Genomic DNA, 18,290 nt, shown 5'->3' with positions numbered 1-18,290 from the left:
GCCGGGTGCATCGGCCACTGGCTATCGCACCCGCCAGCTTTCCGTCGCCTCATCATCTTCGCCAGTATCGGTTCCATTGCCTGGTGTTGAATCGGGGTCTGGCTGGTCGGAGGACAGGATCTGCCAACGGCTGTTCACGTACTCCGATTCAGCCACTTGCAGCGTGCAGCTTAACCGGATTGCCTGACCGGGCAGTACCGTCAGTGGTGTTGTCGAGGTCAGTTTACCAGCCGTCAGCTGCAGGTTCTCTCCACTCACGAACGTAGCACTTGGCGGCAACGTACCTGCCAGCGTCACCCCGGTAGCGGTCAGCGACCCCTGATTACTGACAATGACGGTCAGGCTTATGGGCATGTTTGGCCTGACGGCACGCTGACTGGCAACAACCTGTAAACTCAGGTCAGCGACGGTGAGCGATACCGGAGGTTCGCTACTCAGCACCGCAGGCAATGGCCATTGATTCGGATTAGCCGATGCCGCATACACGGCTGTAGCATCGCCGATTCGCAGGTCAACCTGGGCCATGTCGTTTTCCCCATCGCCCGTGCCACTCCCCGGCCGGCTGTCTGGATCGAACGTGGCTCCATCCAGAATCTGGGCGGCGTTACTAAACGCTCCTGACTGACTTGCTTTTACACGATATACAGCGGCCCACTCATCGCCGGCACGCAAACTATCGAGCGTTCCATTAACAATCCCGGCCACGCAGGTAAGGCTGGCTTCCGGGCTATCAACGTATTGCAATCCAGTTGGCAGCCGGTTTTGTATCCGAACGGCATAGGCGACATCAGGCCCTTGATTACCAATCGTCAACGTCACACTTATCGGCTGACCTATGGCCCCTGTCCGGCGATCGGAGGTTGCTCTTACTGTTAGATTAGCGTAGGTAGTGGCTGGTATTCCCTCGGTAACACTGACCGACAATGGGGTCGAGAAAGCACTGCCGCAGGTGGCCCCAGTCTGATAACAGGAAGCCGCATACGCAAATGACCGCTGGGGATGCACTACTAACCGGTTTCCGATTTCACCGGTGTTCCAAAGCACCGTGTAGGGGCATCCTGAGGCTACCAGGGTAAGCGACTCGCCCGCTGCCACTTGGGTGGCAGACGTAGTAACTGTTGGAACTGGTGGGTTGGCGCATTCATCCGGGTAACTGCTAAACAGCGCATCCAGGTAAGCCAGCCGCCGGTCAACAAAGTCAAGGGAGTAAGTTAGTTCGTCGTTAATATCAGCTAGTGGCCATCGGGTTGCTTCCCGGCGATAGGCACCGTCTTTGTCGAGCATCGTTACGTTACGGGAGAGCGCTCCTTTCAGCGCACTGGCCGAAAAGAGAGTCGGTCTCAAGCTGAAGTATCGTTTCTTTACTTTCTTCTTAAAGTCTCCGGTTCCATCATCTAACAATTGCCCGAAAAAGCCATTAATGAGCAGTACATCTTCCTGTGGTAAACGGGCTCCAGACCACAGGTAACCCCATGTACCATCCAGATCCCAGGGAATGAAAAAATACGGGTCCCCTTCTTTGTAACGGGCGGTATATGTGTTTTTACCCATGTTATCCGTAGCTCTGGCTACGTTAATGAACAATAGGTAATCGACCAGGTTATCGATCTTCATGCGCTGGGCAACCCGGCTCGTAAAGGATTGACTGGTATTGGTCGATACAAACGTGAGCAACTCCTTGAGGTTCGTCCAGAAGGTAGTATCGTTCGGATATTTCAATTCAAAGCCACCCCAGGTTTCGCGTGTTTCGGTATCAGTAGGCACTGCCACGTATACCGTACCTGCCGTGTAATCAACGGCTTTGTAGAGTTCGCCACGTACCTGCCCATTCGCGCGCGTTTTCTTGAGCTGCAACTGCTTCCGGTCCATACTTTCAGTGAGCAGATAAATGCCTTGATACACGCCGTTCAGGAATAAATCGGCATATCGGGTCGAGATACCGGACTTAGCGGTGGGTTCCTCTGCCTGGTAATAGAGTTTATGCATGGACAGCCAGAGCGCATGTGCCGTGGCATTCTGGACCCGAAGCGCTTCATTGTACATGGCCAGCAGTAACCACTCGCTATCGGTACGCATGCCCAGCAGGCTGGTGTCTTTTTTGGTCGTCAGCGTTGAATCAATGAAGAAATTGACTTTATAGGAACGCTTCGGGAAGGTTGACGAGAAGGCACCCCGCACATTGATACCAATAGCCGACTTTCCTAACCGATTCAGGGTATCAGTGAGTTGAACTGAACCGGCTATCACCGAATCGCGGCTAATAGCCCGCATCCGGGTATCGATGCTGATCAGCGGGGACTTCGTGAAAAAGAGTTGATACACAGTCGTAGCCGTACTGACTGAGTATGTCTGGTTGAGCCGCAGGGCATCGGTCGGTTCCGCTAGTGTATACAGGCTGTCTAGCTGAATACCTGTCATGACGGTTCCTGATGCCGGTAGCTGATTACAGACAATGATCCGATTGGCCCGGTCGATCTGATACCGACTGGTGTTGACTGCTATAGTCTGGGCTACTAAACTCTGGCAATACAATAGAAAGAACGCCGTAATAAACTTCTTCATCTGGTGGGTATGTGGGGTGCTTAGCCTTTTTCAAAAGCATGTCAAACCCAACATGGTCACCGCATGTGCATCGACTGAGTTACCTGGTTTACCGTCAAAACACTATGAGTATTTCAACCGACTACGCCTGAGTTGACAAACAAAGAATTTGTCAAAAATAAGACCAATTTAGACACCAGTAAAACAATACATGTTGCCCATTAGGCTATACATAAAGAAGTAAAGTTCAATTTTAAATCAGTATATACTCATTAAATAAGCTAAAAGCCAAAGCATTAACCCATAAATAGCCACATACCTGGAGCTGAAAATCTTCCTGTCGATGGCTCTATTTGTTTCCGATTTACCATATTGTCTAAGTAAAAATAAGTTATTTTCATAAGCGACTGATGCATAAGCCACCCGCTGTAAAGTAGCTTTTTGTTTAACGAAATCGGATTTGGCAAACTATCAATTACTTGCCTTGTGGCACTAAATATCATGCCAATTGGTACGTTTGATAAAGCAAAGACTACAAGTCCTCCTTCCATGACATTGATTGCTCGCTTCGCCCCCTTACTGGGGCTCATTGTTTGTCTGAGTTGCAACTCAAAACCAGATACCTCGAAAACTGAAACTGCCAGTACGGACACGATCGCTTCGGCAACGGCGACGACCAGAAAGAAGGTGATCGTTTTCTTCGGGAACAGCCTCGCCGCCGGTTACGGCCTGGAAAACACCGCCGACGCGTTTCCAAACCGGATTGGGGCACGCATTGATTCACTGGGTCTCCCCTACCGCGTGATGAATGCCGGGCTGAGCGGTGAGACTACCGCTGGTGGTCGGAGCCGCGTGGGATGGGTGCTCCGTCAGCCAGCCGATATTTTCGTGCTCGAGCTAGGCGGCAATGATGGCCTTCGGGGGATTCCGCTGACATCATCCCGCGAGAACCTACAGGCCATCATCGATACTGTCCGGCTGAAGAACCCGTCGGCGCAGGTCGTCATTGCCGGCATGCAGATTCCACCGAACCTGGGTAAAGCCTACACTACCGAATTCCGGGAGATCTTCAAGGAGCTGGCGACTAAAAACAAGGCTGTTTTGATTCCGTTTCTGCTCGAAAACGTAGGCGGTGACCCTAAGCTCAATCAGGCCGATGGCATTCACCCCAACGTGGAAGGCCACCGTATCGTCGCCGAAAACGTGTGGAAAGTCATCGGGCCGATGGTGAATAGTAAGTAAACTATTCAAACTGTTGTATTTTCGCTAAGTAAACTTTGCGGAAATAAGTATAAATATCCATGCCATTACTGCGTTGTCTGTGTATGCTGTTGACAGCGGTGTACCTCCTCTCAGGTCAGTATCTTGCTGCCCAGGTTCTATCATCTTCAACAACGAATTGTGGTACGGCAGATATACCGGTCCAAACGCTTCACCAATTACGCGAGTTCGCAAATTGGGCAGCCAAAAACAACAAGCAGGCACGCGCCGCTACCAATGGCATTACGTACGTTCCTATTCAACCCCATATTTTCCGCAGTACGGCACATACCGGCGGCGTTTCTCTAGGCGATTTGAACCGACTTCTCGCGTCGGCCAACAAAGCATTTTTGCTGAGTGGATCAGGCATTCAGTTTTACTTCGCGGCTATCAGGCCCGACTATATCGACAACGATGCCCTGTATACTCGTTTCGACCGCAGCAAAGAAGATTCACTGGGGCAAGTACGCGACCTCCCCAACGCGCTGAATCTGTATATTGTCAATGCATTTGACCAGGCCAGCATTACAGGTTATGCCTACCCTCCTACTAACGCAAGCTCATCTACCCGTATTTTCATTCAAAATCTGAGTGACAAAAAGTGGCTTGGCAACAGGATTCTTCCCCACGAACTCGGTCATGCATTTGGTTTAGCTCATACCTACCAGGGCAACGTGGGCAATAGTCCTGAATTGGTGACGCGGGGGAACGGTGCGAACTGCGCTATTACGGGTGACCTCCTTTGCGATACTCCCGCCGACCCGTATGGTTTACCTGGAGCCAGTACTACAGTTGATATTGATGGTTGCCTCCAGTATAGTGGTGTCATTACCGACGCGCAGGGGTTTCGCTACGCCCCCCTTGTCAACAATATAATGTCTTATTACGCTGCCTGTACTCATGCTTTTACAGAGGGTCAGTACGGTGTCATAATGGCGGGCCTATCACTACGGCAGACACACACAGCATACTCGCTCAATGCCCCGTCTACAGGCGCCAGTGTCCCTTTCGACCTTACAGCTATTCCTGCTCCTGACGGGAGCTACATACAGTTCTCTTGGAAAGCATATTATACCAATCGGGATATGGGCTATTTCATAGAACGCTCCACAAATCCCAATAGTGGCTTTATTCCAATTGGCGCCACCGGCCCTGAGGATGATTTGTACATCATAGACAATACGTTTGTTCCCAATACTACTTATTACTACCGGGTACGTCCCTCTAACTCTATTACAGATAAGACCAGCGCCGTCGTTACAATCAAAGCACCAGGATGTGTCCCGTACCACTCAGGCATTTGCGGACAGACAAATCACATTACTGGCGTATCGGTCAACAAAGTGGTGTTAAGTGTAGGGACAGGTTGCGGTGATACAGGTTATACTTACACCGCAACCCCCACGGCAACCATATGGCCCAGGCAGGTGATGCCCGTCTCAATTACACTCGCCAATGGTTCATACCCGATATATGCCGCTGTTTGGGTCGATATAAACCAAAACGGCGCGTTTGAAACTACCGAGCTGCTGGCCCGAACGACGGCAGCGGGCGTTGGACCAGTTGATTTTACAATCAGCCTTCCTTCTAGTCTGCCCACTGGTCAGGTCAAGATGCGGATAGTGGTTACGCTTCAACCTACCGCCACTAGCTGTGGTACATATTATGGCGGCGAAACCGAAGATTACGCGCTCACCGTCGGTACATCAACCACCTGCCCCACTCCTACTGGTCTGGTTGCTACCCAACAGGGCAATTCGGCATTCCGGCTTAACTGGAGTGGCGAGCCGAATGGCACTTACATTCTGAATTATAAACCTGATCATACCAGCAACTGGAACTCCATCAATGACTTGTCAGGACAAACCTACGCCCTTACAGGCCTGGCGGCAGGGCAAACCTACGAGTGGCAGGTACAACGTGTTTGCGGGCCAGCTAATCAGTCCCCCCCTTCGGCAGCAGCCCTGTTTCAGATGCCGTGCCTGCCAGCTTCGGACCTGCGTACGTCGCTCTTATTCGCTAACTCAGCCCAACTCAACTGGTCGTCCAACGGCGAACGGTATAACCTACAATGGCGGGCCGCTACTACATCCAACTGGACCGACGTACCCAACCAATACACAACGACCTACAACCTGACGGCCCTTTCTCCCCTGACTGCCTACGAGTGGCGGGTTGCCACGTTCTGTCCGCTTGAGGGATTCTCGGCCTATTCTGCCCCCTCCTCCTTTACAACAACCAACCGAATCTTGCCAACTTATTGTCGGCCTGTTAGCACCAACGGCTGTGCTAACGCTTATGGCCTTCAGGGTCTACGCATTGGTCAAACAGTACTTTCGTCTCAATCAGGATGTAGCAGTGGCTACCAGTCCTTTACGACCGCCACCACTACGCTCATAGCCGGCCAGCCCTACGGCTTTACAGTTACCCAGTTCTCTAGTACCCAGATGAACGTAGCCGTCTGGCTCGATATAAATCAGAATGGAACGTTTGACGCTACCGAGCGCATCCTGACCCTTGCAAGTAGCACTAACCCTATTGCTGGCACGCTGGTGGTTCCAGCCTCGACAACTGCTGGTTTATATGCAGTACGTATTCGGGCCACGCCCAACGAATTACCTGCCGATGCCTGTGCCGCTTTGTATTTTGGCGAAACAGAAGACTATGTATTAACTGTCGAAAACTCCTGCCCGCTACCAGGGCAACTTCTGGCGACTGAAACCACACCAACCACCGCACTCCTTTCGTGGGAATATGGAAACGGAGCCGTAGTAGCCACCAACCTCCGTTATCGGGTAGTCGGCGCTACCGACTGGACATTACTAAATGGACTCCCTGGCACGAATTACCTGATGATTGGTTTGCTGGAAGGACGTACCTACGAGTGTCAGATCCAGAACATATGCGGCACCAGCAGTAACTCACCATTCGGCTCAACTAATTCATTAACAACCAAATGCCCGCCGCCAACCAACCTAAACACATCGGCAATCTACGCCAATACAGTAAAGTTGCTTTGGACACCCATTGCTGGAAATCCCGTCACGCTGCAATGGAGACGCGCAGATGCGAACTGGTCTACCGTCAGCCTGCCGACCTCTACGAGTGCCTATAGCCTGACCGGATTGCAGGGGAACACAGCCTATGAATGGCGCGTAGCAACAACCTGCACCGTTGAAACATCAGCGTATACGCCCCCAGTTTCGTTTACTACTTCCACGGAATTATTTTACTGCGTCCCCCCTGTTCGGAATGGGTGTTCCGGTAACGTTGGCATTATAAGCAGCTTCGCTATTGGTGATTACGGTTTGAGTTACGAGTCTGGTTGCAGTGGGTCAACGGCCTACCAGTCATTTACAGGCTTAAATGGCGGGTTCAAGCCAGGAGGTACCTACACGTTTGAGCTAGATCGTGGTACCATTGGGTCGTCGGGAGCAGGTATCTGGCTCGACAGCGATAAAAATGGCAGTTTCGAACTCTCCGAGCGGCTCTTCATCTCATCGTATGGCGATTATTCTGGGGTTATCAGAGGGTCAATTACCCTGCCAAACGTACCCGAAGGCACTTATACGCTTCGGGTACGAACCGCCTTTTTAGGTTCGCCTACAGACCCGTGCGCCGCTGTAAACAGTTGGGGCGAAACGGAGGATTACCTCATCGAGGTATCGAATCGTCAATGTCCGTCGCCTCCCCTATCGAGTAATATTGGCGTATCAGCCACCGCTTGCCGACTTTCCTGGGACGTTGCCAACCCGGCGCAGACGTACAAGATTCGTTGGCGGGCACGGGGAACTTCCGTCTGGCAGGAAAGCCCATTGCTCACCGATACAACAGGCTGGTATAAGAATTATTACACCATCCGAGGATTAACCAACAACAAAAGCTACGATTGGCAAATTGCCAGCATATGTATGGGACAACCGGTTGGATGGTCACAAACTCAAACGTTTCAGACTTCTTGCCCATGGGCTAGTGCATTCCTCGACCAGATTACGGCTACATCATTTACCGTTTATCAGTTGAACTACCCAGAGGTAGGTTACACTATTGACTGGCGCGTGGCCGGATCACCAACCTGGACTAATTCCCTAACTACTCCTGACAACTTACCAGTTTCTCTAACGGGTTTAACACCTGCTACAACCTATCAGGTGCTAGTAACGGCCCGTTGCGCCGACGGATCGTCTGGCGAACCACGCTTTCCCAGCCCTAATCAGATCACGACCCTGTCGCTTGCCGACCTTTCAATCGCCCTAAGTGCCAGTCAGCGTACTGCTAAAGTAGGCGAGGCGCTAACATTCAAGGTTCGTATCCAGAACGAAGGACCGCAAGCCGTTTCATCGGCAAAAGTCACCTGCTTACTGCCTCCCAACCTGACCTACGTTGGCAGTGTAGACTATCCGTCTGTTCTGTACAATTCCCCAACCTATGAATCTGGACAGAATACGGTCTACATTAACGTCAGCAACCTAGCTCCCAACAGCATCCAGACTTACTCGTTCAAGGCATATCCAGCTGTATCTGGCACGTATGAGCTGGCTGCTCAACTGACCGAATGCACAGCCTCTGATCCTGATAGTTCGCCCAACACTGGTACGTCTGATGGCGATGATGACATGGCGGTCATTGACTTCCGCACAAGGGATGCCGGGGAATATACTTATCGGTCGCCTAACCCCAGACCGCGTACGCTACCCACCGTTAGCAGCAACCAACCATTACCATTACTCACAGAAGCCGACCTAAGTTTGCAATTGGCAACCAGTACGTTAGCTCCGAGCATGAATACGCCGCTGACTTTATCGGCGATTATAGCTAATCGGGGTGGCCTAGCAGCAACCAACGTTGTAGTGCAGGTCACATTACCCAGTGGATGGATAGTAGCTGACTCAACTGGCTTATCAATCAACGGACAGGTTATTACAACAACTGTTGATAAAGTATTGATAGGCCAACAGGTAGTCTTGAGCGTGCCGGTCTGGGCCATCGGTAATGGCAATCAGATGATCCAGGCGGCTATTCTAGGGGCCAGCCAACCTGACACAGATTCACCTCACAACAACGGATTTGGTCGGGGTGAAGACGACGAAGCAACCATTTATATACGGATGCGTTAGGCAGCGTATTGGTCGACAACACTATTTTCATCTTACTTTAACAAAAAGAAAACAATTCATCCGTTCATCCAGATGTCCCTTCCTGCTCGAAAACGTAGGCGGCGACCCTAAACTCAATCAGGCCGATGGCATTCACCCCAACGTGGAAGGCCACCGTATCGTCGCCGAAAACGTCTGGAAAGTCATCGGGCCGATGGTGCAGAACGAGCCCTAGCGCTAGTTGATTGACAGCCATAGAAAAAAAGGCTGTCAGCCCATCAGGTACGTTACCTGAACAAGCCGACAGCCTTTTTTCTATGGTAATACAAGACAGAAACTTCGCGAATGCGTTGCTTCGCGCCCGGGACCTGGAGCAAAAGCAACCCATCGGAAAAATTCGTTAAACGCTCTTACTTACCACGAGCGTATTTCTGCGCTTCGGGTATTTCAGCTTTTAGATCAGCAATCCGGCGCGAATCAGATGGGTGGTCCGAGAAGAATTCAGCGGGCGCTTTACCCTGGCTGTTCTGCGCCATCCGGGTCCAGAAGGTGATGGCCTCGTTGGGGTCATAGCCCGCCATGGTCATGAAGATCAGGCCGAGATGATCGGCTTCCGATTCCTGTTTGCGGCTGTGGGGGAGCGCACCAAAATACTGGTACATCAACGGGCCACCCGTACCGATTGCCTGCTGGAAAAGGGCCTGCGTCTGTGGCGTTTTGTTCGACGTGGCAATGCCCGCTGCAACCTGACCAACCTGCAACAGCCCGTTGGCCACCAGACCTTCGCTCATGCGTTCGTTGCCGTGCTGCGCAATAGCGTGCGAAATTTCGTGGCCTAATACCGTAGCCAGTCCTGCTTCGTTCTGCGTGTAGGGCAGAATACCCGAGTAGACCACAATCTTACCACCGGGCATACACCAGGCATTCACCTGCTTATCCTGCACCAGATGGTATTCCCAGTTGAACCCCTGGATACGGGCGGCATACCCATTCTGGTTCATATAGGTCTCTACCGCCTGCCGCAGGCGATTACCCACCCGGTCAACCATAGCGGCGTCGGCAGTGCTGTTTATGACCCGGCTTGTATCCAGAAACTGTTTGTACTCCGTTGAACTGAGTTGCAGCATCTGGTCATTAGGCACCAGCAAAATCTGGGTGCGATTGGTTAAGGGAACCTTGGAACAGGCCACCGCAACGGCGAGAAGCAGCGCCCCAATCAGTATTCGTTTCATGGTAGTCTATAAGTGATTTGTTAGTAGTGTTCTGCGGATACTACTCTACAGACAGGTGGTTTGTTGCCAAAAGTAGCTTACCGGCCTTTTACCCGTTAGATTTGCAGCTGGTATATTCGTTTAACAGCCTGCTAAAAGGGCGTTAGTAATCTATGAAAATCATTGCCGTTGGCCGCAATTACGTAGAGCATATTCAGGAGTTGAACAATGAACAGACCGGCGATCCGGTTATTTTTCTGAAGCCTGAAACCGCTATTTTGTACCGCAACGCGCCTTTCTTCTACCCCGATTTTTCGAGCGATGTGCACCACGAGGTAGAGGTGCTGGTGAAGATCAACCGGGTGGGGAAAAACATTGACGAGCGGTTTGCGCACAAATACTACGACGAAATTGGGCTGGGAATCGACTTCACCGCCCGCGATGTGCAAAACAAACTGAAGGCCAAAGGCTTACCCTGGGAGCTGGCCAAGGCATTCAATGGCTCGGCACCGGTGTCGGAATTTATTCCTAAAACGGAATTCGGCGACCTGCAAAATCTGAATTTCGGACTGGCCATCAACGGCGAAACCCGGCAGGAAAGCAACACAAGCCTGATGCTGTTCAGAATCGATTTTCTGATCGCGTATGTATCGCGTTATTTCCTGCTTCAGAAAGGCGACATCATTTTCACCGGCACACCCAAGGGCGTTGGCCCCGTGCAGATCGGCGACCGGCTGGTAGGTACGTTGGAAGGGCGTGAGATGTTCAATTTCGGAGTGAAGTAGATTTTTCAGACGCTTGCCGGGGCAAAAACCGTTCTTGCCTGTGACTATTATTACTGTTTGACGATTTGAAATTCCTCCGCTTTCTCCTCCTGGCCCTTCTGCCCACGCTGCTGGTTGGGCAGGCACGCAAACCATTGCCTTTGCTGGTGCAACCCGGCTACCTGCTGTTTCCAATCAATCCCGGTCAGGCGGGGTCACTCTCGGGCGGGATGGGCGACCTGCGCGGCAACCATTTCCACGCTGGTCTGGACATTCGGACGGGCGGCGTTGAAGGCTTGCCCGTACATGCCGCCGCCGATGGGTACGTATCGCGCATCGCGGTATTCACGGGCGGCTACGGGAACGTTATTTTTCTGAAACATCCGAACGGGCTCACCACCGTGTATGGCCACCTGAAAACGCTCAACGACACACTGGGTACGTACCTGCGCGACAACCAGTACGCCAAAAAGACGTTCGAGATCGATCTGCGGCCGCAACCCAATGCGTTTCCGGTGAAGAAAGGGGAGATTATTGCCCTATCGGGAAATACGGGTGGCTCGGGGGGACCACACCTGCATTTCGAGGTGCGTGACCCAAACGACAACCTGCTGAATCCGCTGCTCTACGGTTTTCCTGAACTGTCTGACGACGTGCCGCCCTATTTCGAGCGCATCGCCATCAGGACTATGACGCCCAACTCCCGCCTGAACGGTGAGTTTCAGCGGCAAACCTTCACGCCCGTCCGTCGCGCCGATGGTACCTATACCATTACACAACCAATTTCCGCGTCGGGACTATTGGGGCTGGAGTTACTGGCCTATGACAAAGCCAATGGCTCGCCCTACCGCAATGGCCTCAACTGCGTAGAGATCCGGCTAGACGGAAACGAGGTGTTCGCTTATAACATGAACACGTTTCCAAATGAGCAGACGCGGTTCATCAACGTACACATGAACTACGAGGCCGAGCAGCTAAGCGGGCAGCGATACCACCGCGGGTACATTGCTGATGGGAATAAGCTTTCGCTGTATCACTCGAATGCGTACCGGGGCAAACTCCCGCTACTCGACGGAAAACCACACGAAGTGACCATTACGCTGTTCGACAACTACGAGCACTCGGCCATTCTCCGATTTATTGTTCAGCCCGAACCACTGGCGGCCCCTATCCTTGCTCAGACCATTCAAACCGTTGCCATCGACAGCGCACGGCAGCCCCCAATGAGTAACGTACCCAGCGTGACCCTGACGCCCGACGACAACATACTCAAATTATCGGTGCGGGGCCTGCCCGGCGTGCCACCCAACGCGTTGCTGTTTACGGGCAAAAAAATGACTGAACTGCCTGTGGCCTACACCCGCGACAGTAAGGCCGTTTACCTGATCGATCTCAACAAAACGCTACCCGATTCGGTACAGATTGGCCGGGGCCGCCTACCGTTAAATTTTCGGCAGGCTGTTCTTCCGGGACGTACCCAGGTCATCGACGCCGGCAATCTCAACCTCCGCTTCAACGCCGAATCACTCTTCGATACGCTGTACTTGTCGACCCGAACCTCGGCTGGCAACATCTTGGAGATCAACCAGAACACGATTCCGCTGAATGACTATATCGATGTTCGTTTCATGCCAACGTCTCCGGTCAGTATCGACACCATGCGCACAAAGATGTATATGCTTTCGGGCGGTCGTCAGCGCTATGTTGGGGGTAAATGGACCAACAACCGTATTGAGTTTCGTACCCGTGAGCTGGGCAAGTTTGGCCTGTTAACCGACCTGACTCCCCCCGCCATTCGCGTGGTGAGCGCAACGGGCAAGGGAATCAGCGCCCGCATCAGCGACGACCTGTCGGGCATCGATCAGTTCCGGGTCTTCGTTAATGGCGAGTGGACACTGATGCAATACGACTATAAACGGGCCTTGATCTGGTCGGACAAGCTGGACCCTGAAACGCTGTTTGAACCAGACTCCGAGGTGATTATTCAGGTACGCGACCGGTCGGGTAATGTGGGCGAAGTAGTAACGACGATTGCGGCAGCACCCGCCCCAAAACCGAAGCCGGTAAAGAAAGCCCCCGCAAAAAAACGCGGACGGAAACGCTAAGCTGAATATGTTTGCACTAAATTCCTGATTATGCCCCTATCCGTTGGCGACCTGGCGCCCGATTTCACCACCAAAGACCAGCACGGTAACCCACTGACGCTATCCGACTATCGGGGTCGTAAGGTGGTGCTGTACTTTTACCCGAAAGACGATACGCCCGGCTGCACCGCGCAGGCCTGTAGCCTGCGCGACAACTATGCCGAGCTGAAAAAAGCCGGTTATGAGGTGCTGGGCGTTAGTATCGACCCTGAAAAGGCGCATCAGAAGTTTATTACCAAGTATGCCCTTCCGTTTTCATTGGTAGCTGACACCGACCAATCTGTTGTGGAGGCCTACGGCGTCTGGCAGGAGAAATCAATGTACGGCCGAACCTACATGGGTACCGTTCGCAAAACCTTCATCATCGACGAAAACGGTCTGATCACCGACATCATCGAGAAAATAGATACGAAAAATCACGCAACACAAATTTTGAAATAGTTTACTGTTTACCGTTTACTGTCTTCTGTTGCTCCGCTAAAGTACCTGATTTGGGTTCAGCAGCGCAACAGAAGACAGTAAACGGTAAACAGTAAACTTCTTTTTTGAGACTATGGAAATACAACAACTTGAGCACATTGCTTCGCAGGTCCGTCGCGATATTCTGCGAATGGTATCGGCCGTTAATTCAGGCCACCCCGGTGGTTCACTGGGCTGCACCGACCTGTTCGTCGCCCTTTATTTCGACGTGCTTCGCAAGAAGCTGGACGCCGATGGCAAGCCGGTTTTCGAGATGGACGGTAAAGACGAAGACCTGTTCTTTTTGTCGAACGGCCACATCTCGCCGGTATTCTATTCGGTACTGGCCCGGACGGGCTATTTCCCCGTGTCGGAACTGGCTACGTTCCGCAAACTGGATAGCCGGTTGCAGGGTCACCCCACCACGGCCGAGCACCTGCCAGGCGTTCGTATCGCGTCGGGTTCACTGGGACAAGGTTTGTCTGTAGCCGCTGGTGCTGCTTTTGCCAAACGCCTGAACAAAGACGACAAACACGTCTATGTGCTCATGGGCGACGGCGAACAGCAGGAAGGTCAGATCTGGGAAGCAGCTCAGTTTGCGCCGAACAAAAAGCTCGGCAACCTCACCGCCATCATCGACTACAACCTGGCGCAAATTGACGGCACCACGATGGGCGTCAACGACAACCGCGACCTGGCTGCCAAATACAAGGCCTTCGGCTGGAACGTAACCGAGATGCAGGGCAACGACATGGGCGATATCATCAAGACCCTGAAAGAAGCCAAGCACGACCCGGAAGTTCCTACGCTGATTCTAATGCACACGCTGATGGGCTACGGCGTCGATTTCATGGCGGGTAACTACAAATGGCACGGCACAGCTCTCAACCCCGAACAAATGGCCAACGCCCTCGGCCAACTGCCTGTTTACTCGGGCATGGAAGACTATTAAAAAGGAGTTTGCAGTTTACTGTCTTCCGTCTTTTGTTGCTTCGCTTAGGTACGTATCGTGACTTGGCAGCGCAACAGAAGACGGAAGACAGTAAACGGTAAACTGTTTTGCTATGCAGATCAAACGCCTCGTTATCGAAAATTTCAAGTCCATTGAACGGATCGAGCTCATTGAGCCCAACCCGTTCACGGTCTTTGTCGGCCCCAACGGCTCCGGCAAATCGAATATTTTCGAGGCGCTGGAGTTTGGGAATCGTGTATCCAAATTCAACGCATCTGAGGCTTTCAGGTTATTTGGCGGAGCTGAATTACTAGCTCGAAAAGACGATAATGCCGGTTCGGATTTTCGCGTAGGCTATGAGTATGACGAACATCCATGGCAATTAGAGCAGGCGTATAATCTGCGTCCTAGCGAGCCATCAAAAGTTGAGGAACGTACAGGTGAAGAACCCAAACGGCTGATATTCGGAGAAGTTACTTTTGACGTGATTCCAAATCAGTTTCTACACAACTTTAGCAGAATCGCTATTTACGAGAAAAAGCCTCGTATTGATTTTCAGGATGGATCTGCTCTTAATACTTCAGCTTCCAATCTTGAGCCTGTTCTAAGACGGATTTTGTCGAGTAAACTTTTGAGGGAGGAAATTTTCGAATGGTTGGCCCTCTTCGTAGCTGAATTTAAGTCAGTTGAGGTTGTTGAAAACTCGTTTGATGGAAGCGACACATTGCTTTGGTATGAGCGATTTTCTAGTAAGCCTTTTACAAAACGGCTTATCTCAGACGGAACATACAACATCCTTACTTTACTAGCTGCTGTTTACCAAAGCGACGAGCCTCAATTCCTTTGTATCGAAGAACCTGAAAATGGTCTTCATCCACAGGTGATGATGTCGCTGGCAGCGTTTTTTCGAACCGTATGCCAGGAAAAAGGGCATTACATCTGGCTTAATACACATTCGGAAGCGCTAGTGCGTTGCTTGACTACAGATGAGATCGTACTTGTTGACAAACGAAATGGCACAACGATAACTCGGCAGATTAAAGGAATGGATATTTATGACATTCCAACGGATGAAGCTTGGTTAACAGGTACGTTAGGCGGTGGACTACCATGGTAAAAGTGGGCTTTCTTGTCGAAGGAGGTTGTGAACGGATTGTTTTGCGATCACCTGCTTTTTCGAATTTTCTTCTCCAACATGATATTGAAATCGTTGGTGATGTCATTGACATGGACGGTAAGGGAAATTTGACGCAAAGCAGTAAACGAATGCAAAGCCAAGTGCAGACGCTTCGTAACCGCGGCGCCAATTGGATTATAGTATTGGGAGACTTAGATGAAGCTGAAACAGACGAAGCAGTATCACGGATCAAAGCCAAAGTTTATAAGGCTGAAAACCTATCTACATGTTTGGCTGTGCAAGAACTGGAGGCGTGGTTTGTAGCGGATTCAGATACGTTATCAACTCTCTTTAATACACCATTTTACCATGATAAACCCGAAGCCATAGTGAAGCCATCAGCTTTTCTGAAAGAGCAACGCCTGATATATACCGGGCAAGGTATTAAAGACAAGAAAGGCTTTGCTACGGCAATGATTAACAACGGCTTCTCCATTAACCGTGCGGCGGCGCACCCGAACTGTCCGTCGGCGCGGTATTTTTTAGATAAATTACAAACGATCGCTTCGGCGAATTGATGATAACATGAAAAAATTCGACTACACGGATAAGAAAGACACCCGGTCTGGCTTCGGCGCGGGGATTTACGAACTGGGCAAGACCAACCCGAATGTGGTAGCCCTCACCGCCGATCTGGCCGGCTCCCTCAAGCTCGACGCCTTCATTAAGGATTTTCCGGATCGGTTTATCCAGTGCGGTATCGCTGAGGCCAACATGATCGGCGTATCGGCGGGCCTGACCATTGGCGGGCATATTCCGTTTGCCACTACGTTTGCCAACTTCGCTACGGGTCGCGTGTATGACCAGATTCGGCAGTCGGTGGCGTATTCGCAGAAGAATGTGAAGATATGTGCCTCGCACTCAGGCCTGACCTTGGGTGAAGATGGTGCTACGCACCAGATTCTGGAAGATCTGGGCATGATGAAGATGCTGCCCAACATGACGGTCATCAACACCTGCGATTACAACCAGACCAAAGCCGCCACCATCGCCATTGCCGAACACGTTGGCCCGGTTTACCTGCGTTTTGGCCGTCCGGTACTGCCTGTGTTCACCCCAGCCGATCAGAAATTCGAGATTGGCAAAGCGTGGCACATGAACGAAGGCGATGCCTGCTCGGTGTTCGTTACGGGTAACCTGGTGTGGGAAGCCGTGCTGGCCGGTGAAATGCTGTCGGCAGAAGGCATCGAGATCGATCTGATCAACATTCATACGATTAAACCGTTAGATCAGGAAGCGATTCTGAATTCGGTGAAGAAGACAGGCTGCGCCGTGTCGGTGGAAGAGCACAACATTCTGGGCGGTCTGGGCGAAAGTATCGCCCATGTACTGGCTCAGAATTTGCCCCGTCCTCAGGAGTTTGTCGGCACAAAAGATACCTTTGGCGAAAGCGGTACCCCCGATCAGCTATTGGAAAAATATGGCCTCAAAGCCGCCAGCATCGCAGACGCTGTTAAACGGGCAATCGCAAGAAAATAAGTTTCAAGTTTCTGGTTTCAAGTTTCAAGTGGCGCTGCTAATCAACCTTTGGTGAATTTGCAGCGCCACTTGAAACTTGAAACCAGAAACTTGAAACCAGAAACTTGAAGCCTCGTTAAATGACTGACCAGGAACTACTCGAAAAATACCGCGACCCGTCGAGCCGGAACTATGCCTTTAATCTGATGGTAAAAAAATACCAGCAGAAGATCTATTGGCACATTCGGAAGATGGTGATCGACCATGACGACGCCGACGACCTGGTGCAGGATACGTTTGTGAAGGTATGGGCGAGTCTGGAACAGTTTCGGGGCGACAGTCAGTTATATACCTGGATCTACCGCATCGCCACCAACGAATGCCTTAACTTCCTGAATAAAAAGCGACGACGATTCTTTCTGCCCATCGGCGATGTGGAAGGCGAGCTGATGGAGAAACTGGAGAGCAACGCTGATTATGTTACGTCGGGCAATGACCCTAGCGGCGAGGAGGTTCAACTGGCTCTACAAAAGGCCCTGCTTAAACTACCTGACAAACAGCGCCTTGTGTTCAACATGAAATACTTCGACGATATGAAGTACGAAGAGATTTCGGAAATTACAGGTACGTCGGTAGGCGCGTTGAAGGCGTCGTACCATCTGGCAGTGAAGAAGATTGAGGATTTTTTAACCAACCGTTAAACCCCGGCGCGGGCTGAGCATCAAAGTAGTATGAACAGTAAACAACCAATACGGCTTGAGGAGATCGACGCAGGGCATCCGCTGCGCCAGCATCCGTTTGAAGCAGTAGGTGCTGGGGTTCCCGACGGCTATTTCGACACGCTGGCTTCGCGGGTGCAGGCTCGTGTTGCGCATCAGACACAACCTGCTGGCCCAATTATCAGCTGGTCGTGGGGGCGCACCGTGGCTTCGCTGGCCGGGGCCGGGCTGGTGGCTACCCTCGTTTGGCTTACCTGGCCGCAACGGCAGGATTCGATCGGCCGCGATCAGTTGAGCGGTGTGAGCGATGCCGCCATTGTCGCCTATCTGGATGAACAGGGATTGACTCCAGACGAAGTAGCCACGCTTCAGGATAACGCGAACATAGACGATCCCAACTCACCCTCGCTTCAGTATCTCGAACTGAAATCTGACGCGATCCGACAGTACCTGGATGCACAGGATATCAGCGATGAACTTACGAACACCGGCTCTTAACTACTTTTTAT

14 protein-coding genes are annotated in these 18,290 nt (G+C 51.6%); 11 read left to right on the top strand and 3 right to left on the bottom strand.

Annotation, left to right across the window (positions count from 1 at the left end):
- Window positions 1-21 precede the first annotated feature (21 nt).
- Window positions 22-2,562: a CotH kinase family protein gene (locus tag ACAW75_RS19935; RefSeq protein ID WP_370730504.1), complete on the bottom strand. Its 2,541-nt coding sequence runs from the start codon at window positions 2,560-2,562 to the stop codon at window positions 22-24.
- Between the two features lie 528 nt (window positions 2,563-3,090).
- Between ACAW75_RS19935 and ACAW75_RS19930 the strand changes: the two genes are divergently transcribed.
- Both ACAW75_RS19930 and ACAW75_RS19925 read left to right on the top strand, forming a co-directional pair.
- On the top strand, window positions 3,091-3,783 hold the full coding sequence (locus ACAW75_RS19930) for an arylesterase (protein ID WP_370730503.1): 693 nt from the start codon (window positions 3,091-3,093) through the stop codon (window positions 3,781-3,783).
- Window positions 3,784-4,115: 332 nt separating this feature from the next.
- Window positions 4,116-8,918, top strand: coding sequence for a GEVED domain-containing protein (locus tag ACAW75_RS19925; protein ID WP_370730502.1), 4,803 nt, complete (start codon window positions 4,116-4,118; stop codon window positions 8,916-8,918).
- Window positions 8,919-8,982: 64 nt separating this feature from the next.
- On the opposite strand, the gene ACAW75_RS19920 is transcribed toward ACAW75_RS19925, so the two are convergent.
- The gene (locus tag ACAW75_RS19920; RefSeq protein ID WP_370730501.1) at window positions 8,983-9,153 is read right to left on the bottom strand and encodes a hypothetical protein; all 171 of its coding nucleotides are present in this window, start codon (window positions 9,151-9,153) and stop codon (window positions 8,983-8,985) included.
- Between the two features lie 154 nt (window positions 9,154-9,307).
- Complete coding sequence (locus ACAW75_RS19915; RefSeq protein ID WP_370730500.1) at window positions 9,308-10,129, bottom strand: M48 family metallopeptidase; 822 nt, start codon at window positions 10,127-10,129, stop codon at window positions 9,308-9,310.
- Between the two features lie 152 nt (window positions 10,130-10,281).
- Between ACAW75_RS19915 and ACAW75_RS19910 the strand changes: the two genes are divergently transcribed.
- From ACAW75_RS19910 to ACAW75_RS19870, 9 genes are all read left to right on the top strand, one after another.
- Window positions 10,282-10,893 carry a fumarylacetoacetate hydrolase family protein gene (locus ACAW75_RS19910; protein ID WP_370730499.1) on the top strand — a complete coding sequence of 204 codons (612 nt, stop codon included), beginning with the start codon at window positions 10,282-10,284 and terminating at the stop codon, window positions 10,891-10,893.
- Window positions 10,894-11,102: 209 nt separating this feature from the next.
- Complete coding sequence (locus ACAW75_RS19905; RefSeq protein ID WP_370730601.1) at window positions 11,103-12,977, top strand: M23 family metallopeptidase; 1,875 nt, start codon at window positions 11,103-11,105, stop codon at window positions 12,975-12,977.
- Between the two features lie 30 nt (window positions 12,978-13,007).
- Window positions 13,008-13,457 (top strand): thioredoxin-dependent thiol peroxidase, encoded by a 450-nt coding sequence (gene bcp / locus ACAW75_RS19900; RefSeq protein ID WP_370730498.1) that lies wholly within the window; start codon window positions 13,008-13,010, stop codon window positions 13,455-13,457.
- A gap of 112 nt (window positions 13,458-13,569) precedes the next feature.
- Window positions 13,570-14,427, top strand: coding sequence for a transketolase (locus tag ACAW75_RS19895; protein WP_370730497.1), 858 nt, complete (start codon window positions 13,570-13,572; stop codon window positions 14,425-14,427).
- 112 nt (window positions 14,428-14,539) lie between these two features.
- Window positions 14,540-15,544, top strand: a complete 1,005-nt coding sequence (locus tag ACAW75_RS19890) for an AAA family ATPase (RefSeq protein ID WP_370730496.1) — start codon at window positions 14,540-14,542, stop codon at window positions 15,542-15,544.
- The gene (locus ACAW75_RS19885) at window positions 15,538-16,122 is read left to right on the top strand and encodes a DUF4276 family protein (RefSeq protein WP_370730495.1); all 585 of its coding nucleotides are present in this window, start codon (window positions 15,538-15,540) and stop codon (window positions 16,120-16,122) included. Before ACAW75_RS19890 ends, ACAW75_RS19885 begins: the two co-directional genes overlap by 7 nt.
- 7 nt (window positions 16,123-16,129) lie before the next feature.
- Complete coding sequence (locus ACAW75_RS19880) at window positions 16,130-17,083, top strand: transketolase family protein (RefSeq protein WP_370730494.1); 954 nt, start codon at window positions 16,130-16,132, stop codon at window positions 17,081-17,083.
- A gap of 119 nt (window positions 17,084-17,202) precedes the next feature.
- Window positions 17,203-17,763, top strand: a complete 561-nt coding sequence (locus tag ACAW75_RS19875; RefSeq protein WP_207328498.1) for an RNA polymerase sigma factor — start codon at window positions 17,203-17,205, stop codon at window positions 17,761-17,763.
- Between the two features lie 30 nt (window positions 17,764-17,793).
- Entirely contained in the window at window positions 17,794-18,279 is a 486-nt protein-coding gene (locus tag ACAW75_RS19870; protein ID WP_370730493.1) for a hypothetical protein, read from the top strand.
- Window positions 18,280-18,290 lie beyond the last annotated feature (11 nt).

The organism is Fibrella arboris (assembly GCF_041321095.1).
Lineage (GTDB): Bacteria > Bacteroidota > Bacteroidia > Cytophagales > Spirosomataceae > Fibrella > Fibrella arboris.
This window is presented reverse-complemented; position numbering and strand designations above follow the sequence as displayed.